19 protein-coding genes are annotated in these 22,751 nt (G+C 66.5%); 13 read left to right on the top strand and 6 right to left on the bottom strand.

The genetic code is table 11. The annotated features are described in order from the left end of the window. Positions 1-7 precede the first annotated feature (7 nt). The 5 genes from Q3A80_RS16660 to Q3A80_RS16680 all read left to right on the top strand — a co-directional run bounded on the left by Q3A80_RS16660 (position 8) and on the right by Q3A80_RS16680 (position 5,718). Positions 8-238 (top strand): hypothetical protein, encoded by a 231-nt coding sequence (locus Q3A80_RS16660; RefSeq protein WP_446330043.1) that lies wholly within the window; start codon positions 8-10, stop codon positions 236-238. A 211-nt stretch (positions 239-449) separates the two neighbouring features. Beyond that, a complete protein-coding gene (locus Q3A80_RS16665; protein ID WP_446330044.1) occupies positions 450-992 on the top strand; it encodes a fimbrial protein in 543 nt (180 codons plus the stop codon). Between the two features lie 155 nt (positions 993-1,147). Further along, on the top strand, positions 1,148-1,918 hold the full coding sequence (locus Q3A80_RS16670) for a fimbrial biogenesis chaperone (protein ID WP_446330045.1): 771 nt from the start codon (positions 1,148-1,150) through the stop codon (positions 1,916-1,918). Between the two features lie 78 nt (positions 1,919-1,996). Then, positions 1,997-4,690: a fimbria/pilus outer membrane usher protein gene (locus tag Q3A80_RS16675; protein WP_446330046.1), complete on the top strand. Its 2,694-nt coding sequence runs from the start codon at positions 1,997-1,999 to the stop codon at positions 4,688-4,690. Further along, positions 4,687-5,718 (top strand): fimbrial protein, encoded by a 1,032-nt coding sequence (locus Q3A80_RS16680; RefSeq protein ID WP_446330047.1) that lies wholly within the window; start codon positions 4,687-4,689, stop codon positions 5,716-5,718. The genes Q3A80_RS16675 and Q3A80_RS16680 overlap by 4 nt, the downstream gene beginning before the upstream one ends. 15 nt (positions 5,719-5,733) lie before the next feature. Here the strand turns inward: Q3A80_RS16680 and Q3A80_RS16685 are convergent, their stop codons facing one another. After that, a complete protein-coding gene (locus tag Q3A80_RS16685; RefSeq protein ID WP_446330048.1) occupies positions 5,734-6,378 on the bottom strand; it encodes a response regulator in 645 nt (214 codons plus the stop codon). Between the two features lie 456 nt (positions 6,379-6,834). Here Q3A80_RS16685 and Q3A80_RS16690 point away from each other — a divergent pair, with 456 nt between their 5' ends. The 8 genes from Q3A80_RS16690 (at position 6,835) to Q3A80_RS16725 (ending at position 18,619) form a co-directional block, all read left to right on the top strand. Further along, positions 6,835-7,836 (top strand): ABC transporter substrate-binding protein, encoded by a 1,002-nt coding sequence (locus tag Q3A80_RS16690; RefSeq protein WP_446330049.1) that lies wholly within the window; start codon positions 6,835-6,837, stop codon positions 7,834-7,836. 119 nt (positions 7,837-7,955) lie between these two features. Beyond that, positions 7,956-8,753, top strand: coding sequence for an ABC transporter ATP-binding protein (locus Q3A80_RS16695; RefSeq protein ID WP_098550200.1), 798 nt, complete (start codon positions 7,956-7,958; stop codon positions 8,751-8,753). A 58-nt stretch (positions 8,754-8,811) separates the two neighbouring features. After that, positions 8,812-9,660, top strand: a complete 849-nt coding sequence (locus tag Q3A80_RS16700) for an ABC transporter permease (protein WP_446330050.1) — start codon at positions 8,812-8,814, stop codon at positions 9,658-9,660. Between the two features lie 76 nt (positions 9,661-9,736). Continuing rightward, complete coding sequence (locus Q3A80_RS16705; protein ID WP_446330051.1) at positions 9,737-11,104, top strand: sensor histidine kinase; 1,368 nt, start codon at positions 9,737-9,739, stop codon at positions 11,102-11,104. A gap of 15 nt (positions 11,105-11,119) precedes the next feature. Continuing rightward, on the top strand, positions 11,120-11,797 hold the full coding sequence (locus tag Q3A80_RS16710) for a response regulator (protein WP_446330052.1): 678 nt from the start codon (positions 11,120-11,122) through the stop codon (positions 11,795-11,797). A gap of 301 nt (positions 11,798-12,098) precedes the next feature. Then, positions 12,099-13,229: a porin gene (locus tag Q3A80_RS16715; RefSeq protein ID WP_446330053.1), complete on the top strand. Its 1,131-nt coding sequence runs from the start codon at positions 12,099-12,101 to the stop codon at positions 13,227-13,229. A 336-nt stretch (positions 13,230-13,565) separates the two neighbouring features. Further along, on the top strand, positions 13,566-15,584 hold the full coding sequence (locus Q3A80_RS16720; protein WP_446330054.1) for a site-specific DNA-methyltransferase: 2,019 nt from the start codon (positions 13,566-13,568) through the stop codon (positions 15,582-15,584). Next, a complete protein-coding gene (locus Q3A80_RS16725) occupies positions 15,584-18,619 on the top strand; it encodes a type III restriction-modification system endonuclease (protein WP_446330055.1) in 3,036 nt (1,011 codons plus the stop codon). Before Q3A80_RS16720 ends, Q3A80_RS16725 begins: the two co-directional genes overlap by 1 nt. Positions 18,620-18,853: 234 nt before the next feature. Here Q3A80_RS16725 and Q3A80_RS16730 read toward each other — a convergent pair whose 3' ends face one another. The 5 genes from Q3A80_RS16730 to egtB form a co-directional block, all read right to left on the bottom strand. Further along, positions 18,854-19,228 carry a hypothetical protein gene (locus Q3A80_RS16730; RefSeq protein WP_446330056.1) on the bottom strand — a complete coding sequence of 125 codons (375 nt, stop codon included), beginning with the start codon at positions 19,226-19,228 and terminating at the stop codon, positions 18,854-18,856. Positions 19,229-19,445: 217 nt separating this feature from the next. Further along, positions 19,446-19,700, bottom strand: coding sequence for a hypothetical protein (locus tag Q3A80_RS16735; RefSeq protein ID WP_446330057.1), 255 nt, complete (start codon positions 19,698-19,700; stop codon positions 19,446-19,448). 58 nt (positions 19,701-19,758) lie between these two features. Beyond that, positions 19,759-20,061 (bottom strand): hypothetical protein, encoded by a 303-nt coding sequence (locus tag Q3A80_RS16740; RefSeq protein WP_446330058.1) that lies wholly within the window; start codon positions 20,059-20,061, stop codon positions 19,759-19,761. 271 nt (positions 20,062-20,332) lie between these two features. Beyond that, a complete protein-coding gene (gene egtD, locus Q3A80_RS16745) occupies positions 20,333-21,346 on the bottom strand; it encodes an L-histidine N(alpha)-methyltransferase (protein ID WP_446330059.1) in 1,014 nt (337 codons plus the stop codon). After that, positions 21,330-22,568, bottom strand: a complete 1,239-nt coding sequence (gene egtB / locus Q3A80_RS16750; protein ID WP_446330060.1) for an ergothioneine biosynthesis protein EgtB — start codon at positions 22,566-22,568, stop codon at positions 21,330-21,332. The genes egtD and egtB overlap by 17 nt, the downstream gene beginning before the upstream one ends. Positions 22,569-22,751: the final 183 nt, after the last annotated feature.

Consider the following 22,751-nt stretch of genomic DNA (forward strand, 5'->3'; position numbering starts at 1 on the left):
TCAAATCATGCGTGAACTGAACCACACCGAGCATGCAGCCGTTTCGGGCGGATTGACGACCAGCGACGTGCAGGACTGGATCTCAAACCTCCTGCGGCCGAAACCCAACGACGACTACGTCAATCCGTTTCCAAGCGACAGCGCCAACATGAACGTGATCAAGACGATCGGAAAGATCATCGTCGTGGCGGCGCTCACAGGCATCGCAGCCATGTTCCGGCTTGCAGCGAACCGGTAGGCCGTTTCGCCGGCAGGACTTCGTGTGATCGATATGATTCGCAGTCCTACTCCATCGGTCGAATGCAGTTTGATGACGAATCTCGGTTCGCACGCCGCGGTTCGTTTCTGGACGGATTGCGATTGTGGTCGGTGCTGCTCTCGAAATAAATTTACCGGGCCGAAACCATCAAAAGTCGGCGCTTTTTAGAGACTCTCAAGGAAACCAAAACATGAGCAAAAAACTTACCCTGGCGTCGATCGCCACGGCAATCGTGGCGTTCGCACCGCTGGCCGCGCACGCCTACGACGGCAGCGTGAGCTTCACCGGCGCGCTGAGCGGCGCATCGTGTGAAATCAAGGTCAACGGCGCCGACAACAACGGCACGGTCCAGCTCCCGTCGGTAGGCGCAGCCCAGCTCGCTTCCGCGGGCAAGGTGTCGGGCGCGACAAACTTCACGATCGAACTGAGCAAGTGCCAGAACGCAGGCAACTCGGTCCGCGCATTCTTCGAGGCCGGCCCGAACGTCGACAACGCCAACGGCACGCTGATCAACCGTGCGGGCACCAACGCCGCGACGAATGTCGCGGTGCAGTTGCTCGATACGTTCGGCAACGCGCTGAAAGCCGGCCACGACAGCCAGCGCACCGTTACGCCGATCGCTCTCGTGAACAATGCCGCGAAGCTCGTCTATGGCGCGCAGTACTACGCGACGGCCGCGACCACTGCGGGTAGCGTGAACACGTCGGTCACGTACTCGATCGACTACCTGTAAGCCTCGGCGCACGTCGGGCGACCTGCGCGGTGTCGCCGCCTATCCAGCACGATGCCGCGCAGGATCGTCGGTTGGCCCATCGCCCGATGGCTGCCGATTGCGCACCGCGGGAAATACCGGCAAGCGGTGTTTCCCGCCCATTGAGTACACGCACCATGTTTTCAATTTCCTCGTTCATTTCGCGCCGCGCGGTGGCATGTGCATGCATCGCGCTTGCCTGCTTCGTGCAGCAGGCGGCAGCAAGCGTGATCATTTCCGGCACGCGCGTGATCTATCCGGCGGGCGATCGTGAAATCACCGTCAAGATGGACAACACCGGCAAGCAGCCGGCGCTCGTTCAGGCATGGATCGACGCCGGCGATATCAAGTCACGTCCAGGCACCGTGAAGGTTCCGTTCGTGCTGATGCCGCCCGTATTCCGCGTCGATCCTGCCAAGGGGCAGACGGTCAGAATCGTCTACACCGGCGATCCGCTCCCGCAGGACAAGGAGTCCGTGTTCTGGCTGAACGTGCTCGACATTCCGCCGAAAGTCGAGGAGTCGACGTCGACGACCGCGTTGCAGCTCGCGTTCCGCTCTCGAATCAAGCTGTTCTTCCGGCCGGTCGGGCTTGACGGCGATGGCGCGGTGGCCGCGGCGAAGACGATCGAGTGGTCCATCGTGCCGGCCGACGACGGCAAAGGTCGTGTGCTGCGCGCGACGAATCCATCGGCGTTCAATGTCACGGTGCTGAATGCGCGAGTCGAACACGACGGCCGCCTGTTCACAACGAAAGACGGCGCGATGGTCGCACCTGGCGGCTCTCTGACGTTCGCATTCGACGCCCCGCTCCCCGACCTGCCGGCGGGCGCGAAGCTCGGCTACTCGACGATCAACGACTTCGGCTCCGAGTCGAAGTGGGAAGCGGCGATCACGCCCGCGCCCTGACCCGAACGAGCGGGAGCCTTCCCGCAGTTGTCGCGCCGGTCCCCCGGCGCGTTCGCACCGACTATCAGGAACACAATCATGGAACACGCATGCCGCTCGGCGGAGCCGTGCGCGGGCCCGTCTGCGCCCGCTCTGCGCCGCATGTACGCGATGGTGCTGTTCGCGTGTTCCGCGATGCCGTTCGGCGTCGCGGCGAACACGCTCGCGCCCACCTCCGACCGGCAACCCGGCATCGGAGAACGCACTGCCAGGCAGGACACCCCATCGGGCGTGCAATTCAATCCGGACTTCGTGTTGTCTGAGCCCGGCAGCACGATCGACCTGTCGCGCTACGAACAAGGCAACCCCGTCTGGCCCGGCCAGTATCGCGTCGATTTCTATCTGAACGGCACGCTGCTCGATCGCGACGACGTGACGGTGCGGGAAGTGCGCAGCGGCGTCGCGAAAGTCTGCGTCGCACGTGGGCTGCTCGGCAAGCTCAATCTCGACATCGGCCGAATCCCGGCCGAACAACTCGCGGCACTCGACGATGCCGGCGCGTGCGTGTCGCTGGACGAACTGGTGCCGGACGCGTCGCTGTCGCTCGATCCCGCAGCCGCGCGCGTCGACGTGCAGATCCCCCAGGCACTTCTGCGCCGCACCGCACGCGGCTATGTCGACCCGTCGATGTGGGACCGTGGCGTCACGGCCGGGATCTTCGGCTACAACGCGAACGTCTACCGCAACGTATCGCACGGTGAAAGCGCGAACTCCGCGTATGTCGGCGTGAACGCGGGCCTGAACATCGGCGGCTGGTACTTCCGGCACGATGGCGCACTGAACTGGCAACAGCACGAAGGCCGGCGCTACGGCGCCATCAACACGTACGTGCAGCGCGACATCCACGCCGTCGCCGCGCGAGTCCGGATCGGGGACGCGAACACGTCCGGCGAGATATTCGACACCTTCGCGTTCCGCGGCGTGCAGATTGCGACAGACGACCGGATGTGGCCCGACTCGCAGCGCGGCTATGCGCCCGTCGTGCGCGGCATCGCGAATTCGAACGCGCGCGTGACGGTACGCCAGAACAGCGCAATCATCTACGACGCGTCGGTGCCGCCCGGCGCGTTCGTGATCGATGATCTGTATCCGACCGGCTATGGCGGCGATCTCGACGTGACCGTCACCGAAGCGGACGGCACCGAGCGCCGTTTCAAGGTGCCTTATGCAGCGGTCCCGCAATCGCTGCGCCCCGGCCGGAGCCGGTTCAGCTTCGTCGCTGGCACTGTGCGCGACCAGAACCTGTCGCGCATGCCGCGCATCGTTCAGGCTACCTATACGCGCGGCATCAACAACCTGCTGACGCTGTACGGCGGCGTGCTCGCCAACGAGCACTATCAGAACGTGCTGCTCGGCGGCGCGTTCAACATGCCGATCGGTGCGCTGGCGATCGACGTGTCCGGCGCGTTCACGTCGAAGTATGGCCAGCGGATGAATGGGTCGAGCGTGCGCGTCACGTACAGCAAAACGATCGAGGCGACGAACAGTAACGTATCGGTGGCCGCGTACCGCTTCTCTTCGTCCGGCTACCTCGATCTGAACAACGCGATGGCGTTCGTCGACAACGTGCAACGCAACCTGACGGATAACGCCGCGCTGCCTGCGTGGCGCGCGCGCAATCGCATGTCGATCACGGCGAGCCAGCGCTTCGGCGAGCGCGGCGGCCAACTCTACGTGAGCGGTTACACGCAGAACTACTGGGGGCGCGGCGGTACCGACACGCAGTTCCAGGTCGGCTACAGCAACCGTTATCGCGTATTCGACTACAACCTGTCGGCGAACCGCTCGCGCTCATTCTCCGGCGTCGCCGACACGCAGTACATGCTAACCGTGTCGATGCCGCTCGGGCCGAAGGAGCGTGCGCCACGGATGAGCGTCAATGTCGCACGCGACGGCTCGAGCGGCGTCACGTCGATGGCAAGCGTAACCGGCCTGATCGGTGCCGGCAGCGAGGGGAGCTATTCGGTGTCGGCCGCGCGCAATGCCGGGCCAACCTATGCCGGCAACGTCGCTGCCCAGTACCGGACGCCATACTCGGCGGTGCATGGCGCGTTCGGCAAGGGGAGCGGCTACGGGTCGACCTCGTTCGGCCTGAGCGGGACGCTCGTCGCGCATCCCGGCGGCGTAACGGCGACACCCTACGCATCCGACACGATGGCGATCGTCGAGGCCCCGCGCGCACGCGGCGCAACGGTGTCCGGCTATGGCGGTGTCCGACTCGACGCGCGCGGCTACGCGGTCGTGCCGTACCTCAGTCCCTATCGGCTGAACGAGATCGAGATCGATCCACGCGGCCTGCCGGCCGACGTCGAACTGCAGTCGACGAGTCAGCAGGTCGCACCGCATCACGGTGCGGTCGTGATGGTGCGCTACCCGACCGTGACGGGGCGCCCGGTGCTGATTCAGACGCAGGCGTCCGACGGCACGGAGCTCCCGCTTGGCGCACCCGTATTCGACGACAACGGCAACAACGTCGGGATGGTGTCGCAGGGCGGGCAGATTTATGCGCGCCTGTGGGGCCCGGCGGAGCGGCTCACCGTGAAATGGGGCCATGCCGATGCGTGGCAATGTTCGATCAAGGTCGCATTGCCTTCGCTCGACGAACGTGCAGCAGCCGCCGCGATCGAGCGCATCGACGCACCGTGCGAAATCGATGAAAGCGTGCCGGTGTCGACCACCGAGCGCAACAGCGTCCGTCCGCTTGACCGAGAATTGCAGGAGAACATCAGATGAAACGCAACACGACAAGAATGATGCGCAGCCGCAGCGGATACGGCCCGACGCTGCTGCGCGCGGCCGCGGCTGCGCTGCTGATCGGGACGGCCGGCATCGGCTCCGCGCAAGCGGCCGCGCTGGCGAAGTGCGAGTCGCTGACCGGCGGGATATTGGCCACGCTGCCCGACAACCTGAAGATTTCATCGGACGCGCCGATCAATACGGTCCTATGGAAGCAGAGCGGGATCCAGATCTCTGCGCGGTGCTGGCAGGTGCTGCCCATGTCGGGCGACATGGAGGCGATCTTCTATCGATACCTGGACGATCCTCTGCTCATCGCGAACGGCATCGCGCTGTACGTCACCTACAACGGCAATCGCGGGCACGGGAGCGCGGCGATTCCGACGGGCACGATGATCCCGCGAACCGGCGAGGCGAGGGTAACGGCGACGGTCGACATCGAGCTGGTCAAAATCGGCGCGACGCCGTCCATGCCGACGGATCTCCCGATGCGGTCGGTGCTGGCCGGGGTGATCGCCGCACCGAACGAACAGTCCGACAGCGCGCGCTATATGTTGTTCGGTTTCGAGAATGTCTCATTCCAGAAGACGACCTGCGCAACGACGACCCCTTCTCTGCAGGTTGAGCTCGGCACGCACACGCTCGGCAAGGCGGGCGGGATCGGTTCCGGGGTCGGCTCGACGTCGCCGTCGAAGGGTTTCGCGGTCGGAATTCAGTGCGACTCCGGCGTTGCCGGCGACTTCGTCGTCAACATGATGCTCGAGGGCAACGCACTTGACGCAGAGAACGGCGTGGTAGCGCTGTCGTCGGGGAGCAACGCATCGGGCGTCGGGATTCAGTTGCTGAAGTCTGACGGTCGGCCGGTGCAGCTCGGTACGCCGTGGAAGATCGCCGATTCACCGTCATCGCAGGGCAGGTCGTCGAACTTCTTGGTGCCGCTGTCCGCCCGCTACTATCAGGCGAACGCGACCGCGAAACCCGGCACGGCCAATGGCACGGCCATGTTTACGATCATCTATCGATAATGTACCGCGCGCCCATTAGACAAGCCCGTTCTCGTACGCATAGCGCAGCAAGTGAACGTTCGTCTCGGCCTGCAATTTCCGCATCGCCGTGTGCTTCTGCGTCGAAATGGTACTCACGGAGGAGCCGAGTTGCTCGGCGATGCTGACGAGCGAATGACCCGAGGCGAACAGCCGTACGACTTCCAGCTCTTTTCTGCTGAGCGTGGGCTGGACGCTGTCCGGTAGCGACCCGGTCTGCTCGATGATCGAGCGCACCGTCGGCGAGAAATAGCGGATGCCACCCGAGCACAGATGGCGGCACGCGCGGACGATCTCCTCTGCCGCATCCTCCTTGCTGACGATGGCGCTCACACCGAGCTTCGTCGCGGCCGTGAAAACGCTGGGGTTCGATTGGGCAGTGAACAATACGCGCCGGGCATCCGGCACGATCTCGCGCAGCTTGCGCAGCAACATCAATCCATCGAGCGACCGGTTTCCCCTGCTCATCGCAAAATCGCTGATGACAATGTCGGCCGGCGCTCGCGTCAACGACTCGACGAGCATCGCACCACTGGTGCTGCAATGCAAGACGCGGTAGCCGGGGGGCCAGTGCGGCAGGCTCTTGAGCCAATCCGCCACGATGGGATGATCGTCGGCGATCGCGATAGTGATTGCGGTCATGAAGCAAGTCCAACAATGTTAAATAGACGCAACAATAGAGAATATCGTTTTAAATAACCGATCAAAAGCAAAAGTATTAATATCTCGATATTATTAGGCAATAGTATTTGTACGATTAATATCGATATAGAGCTTTGATTCGGAAAGGGAATTTCGGGTGCCACGATAGAGTTGGGTACGTGGCCTAGTCGTGCATGGGCACGCGCCGGCTTTGATCGGCGCATCGCGCGATGACGCGAATGCGCGCGTCGCGTGATGGCAGGAAGGTTCTGCGGCCGGCTGCAGGGCGCGCAGCGTGGCGGGCATGGGATGCCGTCGACTTCGATCGAATTGCAGGAAAACCCCTAAACGATTCACCCACCCGCGAAAGGTTGCAGAAGGTTTCGCCTCCCTATACTCGTTAAGACGATGCAGCAAGCATCGCGCCATACGAATACAACGAAGGAGACGACCCCGATGCGACCCATCCTGCGCACCCTCGCCGTTGCAGCCAGCCTGAGCTGCGCGCTCGCCGCTCACCCCGCTTTCGCCGAAGACGGCAAGATCACGATCATGGTCGGCGGGATCGCGAAGCTGATCTACCTGCCCGCGCGCCTCACGCAGGAGCTCGGCAACTTCAAGGCCGAAGGGCTCGACGTCGAGCTGCTGTCGCAGCCGGCCGGCGTCGACGCCGAGAACGAGCTGCTGGCAGGCGCCGTGCAGGGCGTCGTCGGCTTCTACGACCACACGATCGACCTGCAGAGCAAGGGCAAGGACGTGAAGGCGATCGCCGTGTTCGGCCAGGTGCCGGGCGAGGTCGAGATGGTGTCGACGAAGGCGGCGCCGACGTTCAAGTCGATGGCCGACGCGAAGGGCAAGACGCTCGGCGTGACGGGCCTCGGCTCGTCGACGAGCTTCCTCACGCAATACCTGGCGCTGCAGCACGGCGTGCCGTCGACGCAGTACACGATGCTGCCGGTCGGCGCCGACGCGAGCTTCATCGCCGCGGTCAAGCAGGGCCGCATCGACGCCGGGATGACGACCGAGCCGACGGTGTCCGCGCTCGAGAAGATGGGCGACGCGAAGGTGCTGGTCGACATGCGCACGGTCGACGGCACGCGCGCCGCGCTCGGCGGCACCTACCCGGCCGCGAGCCTGTACGTGCAGTCCGCATGGGCCGATTCGCACAAGGCCGAAGCGACCAAGCTCGCGCACGCGTTCGCGAAGACGATGCAGTTCATCCACACGCACAGCGCCGAGGAAATCGCCGCGAAGATGCCGGCCGACTACCAGAAGGACAAGGCGCTGTACGTGGCCGCGCTGAAGGCGTCGCTGCCGATGTACACCGCCGACGCGAAGATGCCGGCCGACGGCCCGGCGACCGTGCTGAAGGTGCTGTCGGCATTCAACCCGTCGGTGAAGGGCAAGCATATCGACCTGGCACGCACCTACACCAACGATTTCGTGAACGCGAAGTAATCGACGCTGGCACACGCGCCGGCGGCGGCGATCCCCGCCGTGCGCGCCCCGTTCCGGCCCGGCTGACCGGCCCGGCGGCGCCACGATGCGACGCCCTCCTCACCCGCAGGACGAATGTAATGAACCAGGCAGTTTCCCCGAGCACACCGGCGATCGAGTTTCGCAATGTGTCGTGCCGCTTCATTTCGCCGGAAGGCAAGGCCACCGTCGCGCTGCGCGACTTCAGCATGAGCGTCGCGCGCGGCGAGTTCATCGCGATCGTCGGGCCGACCGGCTGCGGCAAGTCGACCACGCTGAACATGATCACCGGGCTGCTGAAGCCGGTGTCGGGCGAGGTCCGCGTGATGGGCCGCCCGGTCGACGGGATCGACCCGCGCATCGGCTTCGTGTTCCAGGCGGATGCCGTGTTCCCGTGGCGCAACGTGATCGACAACGTCGCGGCCGGCCCGCTGTTCCGCGGCCGCTCGAAGGACGTCGCGTACGCGCAGGCGGAGGAATGGATCCGCAAGGTCGGCCTCGACAAGTTCACGAAGCACTACCCGCACCAGCTCTCCGGCGGGATGCGCAAGCGCGTCGCGCTCGCGCAGACCTTCATCAACCAGCCGGAAATCCTGCTGATGGACGAGCCGTTCTCCGCGCTCGACATGCAGACCCGCACGCTGATGCAGGACGAGCTGCTGCAGCTGTGGTCCGCGAACAAGGGCTCGGTCGTGTTCGTCACGCACGATCTCGAGGAAGCGATCGCCCTCGCCGACCGCGTGTTCGTGCTGACCGCGCGGCCCGCGACGCTCAAGCGCGTGTACGAGATCGACCTGCCGCGTCCGCGCGTCATGTCGGAAGTGCGCTACGACGCGCGCTTCATCGAGATTTCCAAGGACATCTGGCACGACCTGCGCGAAGAAGTGCAGATCGGCTGACGCATCGGCCGCACGGCAAGCAATGGCAACGAACAGCAAGGACAGGAGCATGACCGACATGACGCTTCCCACCACCGCCCTTCCGGCGACGACGCTCGAGGACGACGAGCGCGCCGCGCAACGCCGGCTGCGCCGCCGGCGCAACCTGATCGTCACGCTGCGGATCGCCGTGCTCGTCGTCGTGCTCGGCGGCTGGGAGCTGGCCGCCCGCCTCAAGTGGATCGATCCGTTCTTCTTCTCGATGCCGTCGCTGATCTTCGCGCAGATCCAGGACTGGTTCGTGAACGGCACGTCGCAGGGCCCGCTGCTCACGCAGGTATGGGTGACGCTCGAGGAAACCGCGATCGGCTTCCTGATCGGCTCGGTCGCCGGCGTGATCTGCGGGATCGTGCTCGGCCGCAACAAGCTGATGGCCGACGTGTTCGGCCTGTACATCCAGATCGCGAATTCGATTCCGCGCGTCGTGCTGGGTTCGGTGTTCGTGATCGCGCTCGGCCTCGGGATGGCGTCGAAGATCGCGCTGGCTGTCGTGATGGTGTTCTTCGTCGTGTTCGGCAACGCGTTCCAGGGCGTGCGCGAAGCCGACCGCTACCTGATCGCGAACGCGCAGATCCTCGGCGCGTCGCGCCGGCAGATCACCACGTCGGTCGTGATTCCGTCCGCGCTCAGCTGGATTCTCGCGAGCCTGCACGTGAGCTTCGGCTTCGCGCTGGTCGGTGCGGTGGTCGGCGAATTCTTGGGTTCCAAGCAGGGCATCGGCCTGCTAATCTCCACCGCCCAGGGCGCGTTCAACGCAAGCGGCGTGTTCGCGGCGATGATCGTGCTGGCCGTGGTCGCGCTGGCCGCCGACTATCTGCTGACCTGGGTCGAGAAGCGCTTGCTGAAGTGGCGGCCCGCCGCGTTCTGAGCAGCGCACGCAACATCGGACGACACACGCGAACCGCGCCGGCACCCCCGGCGCGGTTCGGCATTGAGGAGACGGAATGGCGCACAGCCTGCGCGGGCGGCTCTTGTGGTGGCTGCTGCTGCCGCTCGCGGCCTTCGTGCTGATCGCGGGCGCGATGTCGTACGACACCGCGCGGCGCACGGCCGCGCTCGTGCAGGACAGCGCGCTTGTCGCGTCCGCGCGCACGATCGGCGAGGACGTCGAGTGGCGCAACGGGATGCCGGCCGCCGACGTGCCGCCGGCCGCGCTGGAGATCTTCGAATCGCCGTCGCGCGATTCGGTGTTCTACAAGGTGATCGACAGCCAAGGCCGGCTGCTCGCGGGCAACCCGACGCTCGACGTGCCGGCCCAGCATGGCGTCGAGCCGACGCTGTACGACACGTCGCTCGACGACGTGCGGCTGCGCGCGGTCGCGTACGACCGCCAGCTGTACGACGAGGGGCAGGTCGAGACGGTCACGGTGGTCGTCGCGAAGACGACGCGCTCGTACGACGCGATGGTCGCGACGATCTGGCGGCCGCAGCTCGTGCGGCTGTCGCTGATGCTGGTGCTTGCGATCGTGCTCGTGTATCTCGGCCTCACGCTCGAGCTGCGCCCGCTGATGAAGCTGAAGGACGACGTCGCCGACCGCGGGCCGATGGAACTGGAGCCGATCCGCCCGGAGCGGCTGCAGCATGAGCTGCGGCCGATCGTCGACGCGATCAACCAGTGCATCGCGCGGCTCAATACGCACACGGCCACGCAGCGCCGCTTCATCGCCGATGCCGCGCACCAGCTGCGCACGCCGATCGCGGTGCTCGACACGCAGATCCAGTACGCGCAGCAGCGCGGCAACGACGATGCGGACCTCGCGGCGGTGCTCGACAGCATGCAGCGCAGCAGCCGCAAGATGGCCGACGTGACCGACAAGCTGCTGCTGCTCGCGCATGCGGAAGCGACGCCGTCGACGCTGCTCACGCACCGCGTCGATCTCGCGGCCGTGGTATCGAGCGTGCTCGAGGAAACGATCGTGCTCGCGCAGCGCCGCGACATCGACCTCGGCGCCGACCTCGGCGAGCGGCTCGACGTCGCGGGCAGCGACAGCCTGCTGACCGCGCTGGTGATGAACCTGGTCGACAATGCGGTGCGCTACACGCAGCCGGGCGGGTGCGTGACGGTCGCCGCGCGGCGCGACGGCGACGCGGTCGTGCTCGACGTGGTCGACAACGGCCCGGGCATTCCGGCCGAAGCGCGGCCGCACGTGTTCAAGCGGTTCTACCGCGTGTCGGCGGATACCGAAGGCTCGGGCCTCGGCCTCGCGATCGTCCGCGAGATCGCGCAGGCGCACGGCGGCAGCGCGACACTTGCGCCAGGGCCCGGCAATCGCGGTATCGTCGTGACTGTGCGGTTGCCCGCGTACGCCTGAAGAGAAACTGCCGTCATGAAACTCCTGCTGGTCGAAGACAACGCCGAACTCGCGCACTGGATCGTGAACCTGCTGCGCGGCGAGGATTTCGCGGTCGACTGCGTCGGCGACGGCGAGCGCGCCGATACCGTGCTGAAGACCGAACGCTACGACGCGGTGCTGCTCGACATGCGGCTGCCCGGCATCAGCGGCAAGGAAGTGCTCGCGCGGTTGCGGCGCCGCAACGACAACGTGCCGGTGCTGATGCTGACCGCGCACGGCTCGGTCGACGACAAGGTCGACTGCTTCGGCGCGGGCGCCGACGACTACGTGGTAAAGCCGTTCGAATCGCGCGAGCTGGTCGCGCGGATCCGCGCGCTGATCCGCCGGCAGGCCGGCGTCGGCACGACGCAGCTCGTGTGCGGTGACCTCGTCTATGCGTTCGGCACGCGCGAATTCCGCTGCGGCGACGCGGTGCTCGCGCTGCGCCGCCGCGAGCATGCGATCCTCGAAACGCTGATGCTGCAGCAGAGCAAGACGGTGTCGAAGGCGCGGCTGATGGACAGCGTGTTCGCGCTCGACGACGAACCGAGCGCCGACGCGATCGACATCTACATCCACCGGCTGCGCAAGCATCTCGCGGGCAGCACGGCCGAGATCATCACGCTGCGCGGGCTCGGCTATATCCTGCGCGCGAAGAGCGCGCAGGACTGACGGGCGCGCGTGCGTCAACGCTGAAAACCGATTCGCAGCACGAAACGTGTCGCGCGCCCGGCGGTCGCGCGCCGGGCGCGGGCTCGCGCTCGAACTCGCATTCGCCCGTCTTGCCCGATTCCCGATTATTGCGAATTCGGTGTTTTCACCGATCCGATTCTTTCCTCCGGGAAAGCGTCGTGAAGGATTGCACCCTCTACGATGCTATGCGTCGACCCTCTCGCTATGGTCGGCAACAATCGGCATACATTACGTACTGCCAACGAACAGATTTCAATGCGGCAGCTCGGAGGAGACGATCTTGAAACGAAAAACCCTTGCCCTTTCCATCGCGGCGGCAGGCCTGTGCGCCGGCACCCACGCGTACGCGCAGTCGAGCGTGCAGCTCTACGGCCTGATGGACCTGAGCTTTCCGACCTACCGGACCCACGCCGACGCGAACGGCAATCACGTGATCGGCATGGGCAACGAAGGCGAGCCGTGGTTCAGCGGCAGCCGCTGGGGCCTGAAAGGCGCTGAAGACATCGGCGGCGGCACGAAGATCATCTTCCGCCTCGAAAGCGAATTCGTGGTCGCGAACGGCCAGATGGAAGACGAAGGCCAGATTTTCGACCGCGACGCGTGGGTCGGCGTCGAGGACGAACGCTTCGGCAAGCTGACGGCCGGCTTCCAGAACACGATCGCGCGCGACGCATCGGCGATCTACGGCGACGCGTACGGCTCGGCGAAGCTGACGACCGAGGAAGGCGGCTGGACCAACTCGAACAACTTCAAGCAGATGATCTTCTACGCGGCCGGCCCGACCGGCACGCGTTACAACAACGGCCTCGCGTGGAAGAAGCTGTTCAGCAACGGCATCTTCGCGAGCGCCGGCTACCAGTTCAGCAACTCGACGTCGTTCGCGACCGGCTCCGCGTACCAGGTCGCGCTCGGCTACAACGGCGGCCCGTTCGCCGTGTCGGGCTTCTACAACCACGTGAACCACAACGGCTTCCGGAACCAGACGTTCTCGGTCGGCGGCAACTACGCATTCAGCATCGTGCGCCTGAATGCCGGCTACTTCCGCTACAACGGCGACCAGGGCTCGCTCGGCCAGCGTCACGACGATTCGTGGACGGTGTCGATGAAGATCGCGCCGAAGGGCCCGCTCGACTACGAGCTCGGCTACCAGCAGATGCGCGTGAAGAACGCCGCGTACAACGCCGACGGCTTCACGCCGAACGCGAACCTCGGCGCGTTCAGCCTGACCAACGGCGTCGGCAACGGCTTCAAGGAAACGATCTACGGGTCGGTGTTCTACCACCTGAGCAAGCGCACCGAGCTGTACCTGGCCGGCGACTACATGCGCCTGCACGGCGGCTACACGGTGTCGTCGACGTTCGGCGCGAAGAACCAGCTCGAACTGACGTCGGGCATCCGCACGCGGTTCTGACACGAAGCGGGGCCGTCGGGCCCCGCCGCATCCTCCATCCGGGATTCTCCATGCGGGCACGCCGGCGCACTGCGCCGACCGTGCCCTTTTTTTCGCCGGTGCCGCGGGCAGGCGCAGCGCGCGGCAAGCGGGCGCCGGCCGGCCCGTGCGCGCGGCCCGCCGGAAGCCGCGTGCGGCCCGTGCGGCGGGCGTTTCGCGGCCGATGCGCGCACGATCGCCGCACATCGGTGCTTGACCTGCGCCGACCGACTCGCTAGCGTTTCGGGTTTGCCCGGGTGGCCATTGCCGCCGGTGCCGCGAGTGCGCCCGATGTCCTGGCGCCGCGGCCGGGCTCCGATGGAAAAAACGATGCAGAAACTCGATGCGGAGAGCCCGCAGGCGATGTCGACGGATTTCACGGCCGACAACGTCGCGCGCCTGAAGGCGCTGTTCCCCGAACTCGTGACCGAAGGCCCGCACGGCGCATCGGTCGACGTCGACGTGCTGAAGGCGCTGGTCGGCGAGCGCACCGTCGGCGACGCCGACGAACGCTACGGCTTTCACTGGCACGGCAAGCGCAGCGCGCGCCAGGCCGCGCTCACGCCGTCGACCGGCACGCTGCGCCCGTGCCCCGACGACAGCGTCGCATGGGACGACACGCGCCATCTCGTGATCGAGGGCGACAACCTCGACGTGATGAAGCTGCTGCACAAGAGTTACGCGGGCAAGGTGAAGCTCGTCTACATCGACCCGCCGTACAACACCGGCAGCGATTTCGTCTATCCGGACGACTTCAGCGACAGCATCCGCCACTACCTGTCGATGACGGGCCAGACCGACGGCGGGATGAAGCGCAGCACCAATACCGAGGCGAACGGCCGGTTCCACACCGACTGGCTGAACATGATGTACCCGCGCCTGAAGCTCGCGCACGCGCTGCTGTCCGACGAAGGGCTGATCGCCGTGCACATCGACGAGCACGAGGTGCACGCGCTCGTGCTGATGCTGCGCGAGATCTTCGGCGAGGAAAACGAGCTCGGCGTGGCCGTGTGGGACAAGCGCAACCCGAAGGGCGACGCGCGCGGCGTCGCGTACCAGCACGAATCGCTGGTGCTGTTCGCGCGCAACGCCGAGACGCTGCTCGAACAGGCACCGCTGAAGCGCCCGAAGCGCAACGCGCAGCGCATGCTCGACGCCGCGCACGACGCGGTGTACCGCAGCGGCAACGCGAAGGACGCGCAGAAGGCGTACCGCGCGTGGATGAAGGCGCAGACCAACCTGTCCGGCGGCGAGGTGATGTACGACCGGCTGTCGGCCGACGGGCGCGTGTACCGCCTCGTGTCGATGGCGTGGCCGAACAAGAAGAAGGCGCCGGACGAGTATTTCACGCCGCTGATCCACCCGGTCACCGGCAAGCCGTGCGCGATGCCGGCGCGCGGCTGGCGCAATCCGCCGGCGACGATGCAGGCGCTGATCGAGCGCGGCCAGATCGAATTCGGCCCGGACGAAACCACGCAGCCGCAGCGGATCTACTACCTCGACGAGAACATGTACGAGAACGTGCCGTCGGTGCTGCCGTTCGCGGGCTCCGACGACGCGCTGCTGAAAACGCTCGGGATCCCGTTCGACCAGCCGAAGCCGGTCGACTTCGCGGCGGCCGTGATCGGCTGGTGCACGCGCGGCGACGACATCGTGCTCGACTGCTTCGCGGGCTCCGGCTCGACCGGCCACGCGGTGATGCAGGTGAACGCGACCGACGGCGGCGCGCGCCGCTACATCCTCGTGCAGCTGCCGGAAGCGCTGGACCGCCGCGACAAGACGCAGCTGGCCGCCGCCGATTTCTGCGCGAAGCTGAAGAAGCCGCTGACGCTCGCGGAAATCACCAAGGAGCGGTTGCGCCGCGCCGCGCAGCAGGTCGCGCGCGACTATCCGGAAAGCTATGGCGACCTCGGGTTCCGCGTATACCGGCTCGACACGACCAACGTGATCGAGTGGGATCCGCGCCGCGACGACTTCGACCATGCGCTGTTCGCGTCCGTCGAGCACGTGAAGACGGGCCGCACGGAAGACGACCTGCTCGCCGAGCTGACGCTGAAGCTCGGCCTCGACCTGTGCACGCCGGTCGAGCATCACCAGGTCGCCGGCAAGACCGTGCACCTGATCGGCCGCGCGATCGTCGCGTGCTTCGATGCGCGGCTGTCGCGCGACGACGCGGGCCCGCTCGCCGACGGCATCGTCGACCTGCTCGATGCGACCGGCGCGACGCGCGACGTGACGTGCCTGTTCCGCGACAGCGGTTTCGTCGACGACGTCGCGAAGCTCAATCTCGCCGCGCTGCTCGAACAGCACGGCGTGAAGCGCGTGCGGAGCCTGTGATGCGGCTGCATTTCGAAGCGGATCTCGACTACCAGCGCGAAGCGATCGACGCCGTCTGCGACCTGTTTCGCGGCCAGGAGTCGTATCGCGGCGACTTCAGCGTGCTCGCGAATGCCGCACCCGGCACGACCGCCGCCGCGCAAGGCTCGCTCGGCTTCGCGGTGTCGGAGCAAGGCGTCGGCAACCGGCTGTCGCTGACCGACGACGCGCTCGCGCGCAATCTCGCCGACGTGCAGCTGCGCGGCGGGCTGCCGCCGTCCGGCCTGCCCGGCTCGCGCGACTTCACCGTCGAGATGGAGACCGGCACCGGCAAGACCTACGTGTACCTGCGCACGATCTTCGAGCTGAACCGCCGCTACGGCTTCACGAAGTTCGTGATCGTCGTGCCGTCGATCGCGATCAAGGAAGGCGTGCACAAGACGCTGTCGATCACCGAGGATCATTTCCGCGCGCTGTACGCGGGCGTGCCGTACGACTACTTCCTGTACGACTCCGCGAAGCTCGGTCAGGTGCGCCACTTCGCGGCGAGCGCGGCAATCCAGATCATGGTGATGACGGTCGCCGCGATCAACAAGAAAGAGATCAACAACCTCTACAAGGACAGCGAGAAGACCGGCGGCGAGAAACCGATCGACCTGATCCGCGCGACGCGGCCGATCGTGATCGTCGACGAGCCGCAGAGCGTGGACGGCGGCCTCGAGGGGCGCGGCCGCGAAGCGCTCGCCGCGATGGCGCCGCTCTGCACGCTGCGCTATTCGGCCACGCACGTCGACCGCCACCACATGGTGTACCGGCTCGATGCGGTCGACGCGTACGAGCGCAAGCTCGTCAAGCAGATCGAGATCGCCTCGGCGATCGTCGAGGACGCGCACAACAAGCCGTACGTGCGGCTCGTCGGCGTGTCGAACCGGCGCGGCGCGATCAGCGCGCGCATCGAGCTCGACGTCGCGACCGCGGCCGGCGTGAAGCGCCAGATCGTATCGGCGACCGACGGCGACGATCTCGAACGGCTGACCCGGCGTGCGCTGTACGCCGGGCTGCGGATCGGCGAAGTGCATGCGGTGAAGGGCGCCGAATACGTCGAGCTGCGCCATCCGGAAGGCGAGGCGTTCCTGTCGCTCGGCGAAGCGTTCGGCGACATCGACACGCTCGCCGTGCAGCGCGAGATGATCCGCCGCACGATCCGCGAGCATCTCGACAAGGAATTGCGCCTGGCCGAGCGCGGCGTGAAGGTGCTGTCGCTGTTCTTCGTCGATTCGGTCGAACGCTATCGCCGCTACGACGAGAACGGAATGCCCGTGAAGGGCGAGTACGCGCTGATCTTCGAAGAGGAATATGCGCGCGCGGCGCGTGTGCCGGCCTATCGTGCGCTGTTCGACGGCGTCGACGTCGCGCTCGAGGTCGAGCGCGCGCACAACGGCTACTTCTCGATCGACCGCAAGGGCGGCTGGACCGACACCAGCGAAAGCAGCGCGGCGGCGCGCGAGAACGCGGAACGCGCGTACGGCCTCATCATGCGCGAGAAGGAAGCGCTGCTGTCGTTCGACACGCCGCTGAAGTTCATCTTCTCGCACTCGGCGCTGAAGGAAGGCTGGGACAACCCGAACGTGTTCCAGATCTGTACGCTGCGCGACATCCAGACCGAACGCGAGCGCCGCCAGACGCTCGGCCGCGGGCTGCGGCTCGCGGTCGACCAGGACGGCGAACGCGTGCGCGATCCGGGCGTGAACACGCTCACCGTGATCGCGACCGAGCGCTACGAGTCGTTCGCGGAGAATCTGCAGAAGGAAATCGAGGCCGACACCGGCATCCGTTTCGGGATCGTCGAGGAACACCAGTTCGCGGCACTGCCGGTGCAGGAAGGCGACGGGCCCGCGCATGCGCTCGGCATCGAGCTGTCGCGCGTGCTGTGGAACCATCTGCGCGAGCAGGGCTACGTCGACGCGCAGGGCAAGGTGCTCGATCGGCTGAAGGATGCGCTGCGCCAGAGCGCGCTCGTGCTGCCGGAAGCGTTCGAGGCGCTGCGCGCGCCGATCGTCGCGACGCTGCGCAAGCTGTCGGGCCGCTTCGCGGTGCGCAATGCGGACGAGCGTCGCGCGATCGCGCTGCGGCGCGATGCGTCGGGCAAGGCCGTCGTGTTCGGCGACGACTTCCGCGCGCTGTGGGACCGCATCCGCCATCGCACCGTGTACAGCGTCGAGTTCGACAACGCGAAGCTCGTGCGCGACTGCACGGCCGCGCTGCGCGACGCACCGGACATCGCCCGTGCGCGGCTGCAGTGGCGCAAGGCCGAGATCGACATCGGCAAGGCCGGCATCGAGGCGATCGAAGTCGCCGGCGCCGGCACGGTGCTGATCGACGAAGGCGAGCTGCCGCTGCCCGACCTGCTCACCGAACTGCAGGACCGCACGCAGCTCACGCGCCGTTCGCTCGCGACGATCCTCGCCGACAGCGGCCGGCTCGACGATTTCCGCGTGAATCCGCAGCAGTTCATCGCGCTGGCCGCCGATGCGATCAATCGCTGCAAGCGGCTCGCGCTGGTCGCGGGCATCGCATACCGCAAGCTCGGCGAGCGCCACGTGCATGCGCTCGAGTCGTTCGAGAGCGAGGCGCTGACCGGTTATCTGCGCAGCCTGCGGCTCGATGCGCGCAAGTCGATCCATGAGGCGGTCGTGTGCGAGACCGACGCGGAGCGCGCGTTCGCCGATGCGCTCGAAGCGCACGACGGCGTGAAGCTGTACGCGAAGCTGCCTGCGTGGTTCCGCGTGCCGACGCCGCTCGGCAGCTATCACCCGGACTGGGCCGTGCTCGCGGAACAGGATGGCGGCGAGCGGCTGTACTTCGTCGTCGATACGCCGAATGCGGACGGCGACGTCGCGAGCGAGCACGAGCGCGCGAAGCTCGCCTGCGGCGAAGCGCATTTCCGTGCGCTGGTCGACGGGGAAGATGCGGCGCGCTTCGTGCGCGTCAGGCAGGTCGATGCGCTGTTCGAGCCTGCATCCGTTGCGCCGCCGCTGGCGGGCGCGGCGCGCTGAAACGAAGGGCGGCGTCGAGCCGCCCTTTTTTCATGCGCGGCCCGGCTGCCCGCTTCGACACGATGAATCCGGCTGTCATCCCGCTGAAAGCGCTTCGTATTGTCGGGCGCTCACGCACGCGGTTACGGCTGGTTGCAAATCGGGTCGGTTCGACGTTCCGCCGCGACACGCACAGGTGCCGCCGCGATGAAAAAAGGGCGCCGAAGCGCCCTTCTCGATGCCGGATGCGCCGGCTTACAGCGTGCGGCCGAACGCGTTGCGATGCGCGTGATGCATCGACGTCTTCGTATGCGCGGTATGGCTGTGCGTATGCCCCTTGCCCGGCTGCGTGCCCGCACGGTCTGCGATCGTGTCGGAGCGATCGGCTGCGCGCGCGAGGCCCTTGTCGCGGTCGCCCGCGCTGAAGCTGTTCGAGTTGCTCAGCGCCTGGCCGCTCATGTGGCCCGCGGACATGCCGCCCGCGTTGCCGCCCATGCCGCCTGCGCCATGACCGCCACCGTTGCCGCCACCGCCACCACCGCCATTGCCGCCGCCCGCCGCATGCGCGGAGACGGCACCGAGCGCGAGCAGCACGGCTGCCAGTACGGACAGATATCGTTGCGTTTTCATTGTTTGCTCCCTGGAGCGCGTTTGAATGCTTGCATTCTAGGAACGCGCGATTTCCGCGCTGCGCGGCGTTGTAAATGATCGTAACGGCGCGCGCGGCGCGCATTCGTCAGATCAATTTCCGGTGTGTCGGCCACGTGCGCGGAATACGCGGCCGACACCGTCGAACAAGGGATTTGAAAGGCGGAACCGGCGTTCGCCGTTCCGCCGGTGAACGCGGTTACTGCGACGCCTGGTCGTCGTGCGCGGCTGCCTTGCGCTGGGCAGCCTCCTCCTTCTCGTGCTTCTTCGCCAGGTGGTGGCCGACCACGCAACCGCCGACCGCGCCGGCCACGGCGTGATGTCCCGCGTAGTGACCGGCGACGCCGCCGACCACCGCGCCCTTCATGCAGCCCGCCGCATGCGCGCTGCCGATCGTTGCGAACGCAACGACTGCGGCCGTTGCGCACAACCTGATGTGTCGAATGGGATTCATGCGATCACTCTCCTTGTCGTCGTGATCAGTGCTGTCGCCGCCGGCCGGTCACCGGGCTTCAGTCCCAGCGGCCGCGCCAGCCGTCGCCGTCACGCCAGCCGCGCTCGCGCCACTCGTGCTCGCGCCATTCGCGGCGGCGCCACTCGTGTTCACGCCACTGACGCGCACGCCAGTCGTCGTCGCGATAGCCGACCGGTGCGTACATCACCGGCGGAGGCGGCGCGACGTAGACGGGTGCCGGCGCCGTGTAGACGCCCGGCACGCCGATCCCGACCGACAGGTCGACGTGAGCCGATGCGACGCCCGAAGCTGCCAGCGCCGCTACACCGAGAACTGCACCGAGAATAAGTTTCTTGCTCATTTCGCGACTCCCTGCACGTGTCGTGCTTGATGTGACTACGGTTGGGAGTCTAGGCATCGCGGGCAGACACAGGTGAAACCGGTCTGCGAGACCGGTAACGGCCGTTTACCAGCGCGCGCAAAGCGTTGCGGGGCAAGGAAGACGCGCGATTCGACACGCCGTGGCGACGGTGCGTCGAATCGGTGAAAGCGGGAATTTTTGCCGGAAATCGAGCCGGCCACGCAGCGAGCATGCGAACTGCACGCGCCCGTATGCGCGGTACGCGACGGCGCTACGCGCGGATATCGTCGACGCTGCGCAGCCAGTGCACGCTGAACAGGTCGTCCGCATCGGTCCATACGGTGTCCGGCTCGAATCCCGCGCGCCGCGCAATCGCATGGAAACCGTCGATCGTGAACTTGTGCGAATTCTCCGTATGAATGCGCTCGCCGGCGTCGAAGCGGAACGCGTGGCCGCGCACGTGCACCGTCTGCGCGATATCGCTGACGAGATGCATCTCGATGCGCTGCCGCTCGCGCTCGTAGAACGCGCAGTGCGAGAACGCGTCGAGATCGAAGTCCGCGCCGAGCTCTGCGTTCGCGCGCGCGAGCAGGTTCAGGTTGAACTGCGCGGTGACGCCCTGCGCGTCGTTGTACGCGTGATGCAGCGTGCGCTCGTCCTTCACCAGATCCACGCCGACCAGCAGGCCGCCGCCGCGCAACAGCCGCGCGGCATCGCGCAGGAACGCATCGGCTTCCTCCGGCGAGAAGTTGCCGATCGTCGAACCGGGGAAAAAGCCGATGCGTCGCCGCGGCGTTTCCGTCAGCTCGGCCAGCTGTTCGGCCTTCGTGTAGTCGGCCGCGATCGGCGCGACGTCGAGCCACGGATACGCGGCACGCAGCCGCGCGGCCGCGCCGTGCAGGTAGTCGGCCGAGATGTCGATCGGCACGTAGCGTGCCGGCGCGTTCGCGTAGTTGGCCGCGCACGCGTCGAGCAGCACGCGGATCTTCTCGAGCGAGCCCGCGCCGAATTCGACGATGTCCGCATGCGGGCCGACACGCCGCACGATCTCCGCGGCACGGTCGCGCAGGATGCCGAGTTCGGTGCGCGTCGGGTAGTACTCGGGCAGTTCGCAGATGCGGTCGAACAGCGCGGAGCCGGCCGCATCGTAGAAGTATTTCGGCGAGATGCTGCGCGGCGTGCGCGACAGTCCGTCGATCAGGTCGCGCTCGAACGCGCTCGGCCGCGTATCGCGGGCGGGTTGCAGGCCACCGCTCGTGGCCGTCAGGTCAGACGTCTCGCGCAAGTCGCACTCCCGTGAATTGCCAGCGCGCGGCCGGCGGAAAGAAATTGCGGTACGTCGGCCGTTCGTGCCCCGGCGGCGTTGCGATGCTGCTGCCGCGCAGGACCTGCTGACCGACCATGAACTTGCCGTTGTATTCGGCCGCTACGCCGGCGAGCGGCCGAAAGCCCGGATACGGCTCGTACGACGAACGCGTCCATTGCCACACGTGCCCGAGCATCTGCTGAAGGCCATCGAGGCCGAACGCGGCTTCCCATTCGAATTCGGTCGGCAACCGTGCGCCCGCCCATTCCGCGTACGCCGCCGCTTCATAGAAGCTCACGTGGCACACCGGCGCATCCGGCGCGAGCGGCTCGACGCCGTGCAGGCCGAACGTGCGCCACCCACGCGCGCGTGCTGCAGCGCCGACGTCGTCGGCCGGCAGCCAGTACGCAGGCGCAAACCACCCTTCCCGCTGCACCGTCGCCCAGCCGTCGGACAGCCAGTATTCGGGCCGTTCGTAACCGCCGTCCGCGACGAACGCCGCGAATTCCGCATTCGTCACGAGACGGTTCGCGATCTCGCATGGACGCACGAGCGCCGTATGGCGCGGACGCTCGTTGTCGAACGAAAACGTGTCGCCGTCGTGGCCGATCTCGACGAGCCCGCCCGGCTGATGCAGCCAGCGCAACGGACCGGCGTCGCCTGCGGCCAGTGCGGCGCCGGCGTGCATGTCGGCGCCGCCGCGCGGCCGAAACGCCGGCTTCAGCGGGTTGCACGAGAACGCATGCAGCATGTCCGTGACGATCAGTTCCTGATGCTGCTGCTCGTGATGCAGGCCCAGCTCGATCTCGGGCGCGCTCGCGGCGAGCAGCGCCGGATCGGTGCCGGCGAGCGCGCGCAGCATCGCTTCGTCGACGTGCTGCCGGTACGCGTGCACTTCGTCGAGCGACGGACGCGTGAGCAGCCCGCGCTGCGGCCGCGGATGGCGCGGGCCGAGCGCTTCGTAATAGGAATTGAAGAGGAACTGGAATGCGTCGTCGAACGGCGTGTAGCCGGGCACGCGGCGCATCAGCACGACCGTTTCGAAGAACCAGGTCGTATGCGCGAGATGCCATTTCACCGGACTCGCGTCGGGCATCGACTGCACGGCCTGGTCTTCGGCGGACAGCGTCGCGGTCAATGCGACGCTATGGGAGCGCACGTCCTGGTAACGGCGCTGAAGCTCGGATGCAAGGAGGCTCATCGGTTTACCGTCCACGTCGCGATTCGCTGCGTTGCGTTGCCGGAAAAAGGAAAGCCTTGCGCTCGGATGCGCGCGGCTGACGTGCGACCTTCGTTGCTGCGTCGTCGGGCAACCGGCGCGCGCACCGGGCCGCGAATGCGGCGTCACTGCATCTGCCCGTGCAGAACAGTATGGGCCAGAAAC

Source organism: Burkholderia sp. SR8 (assembly GCF_052851275.1).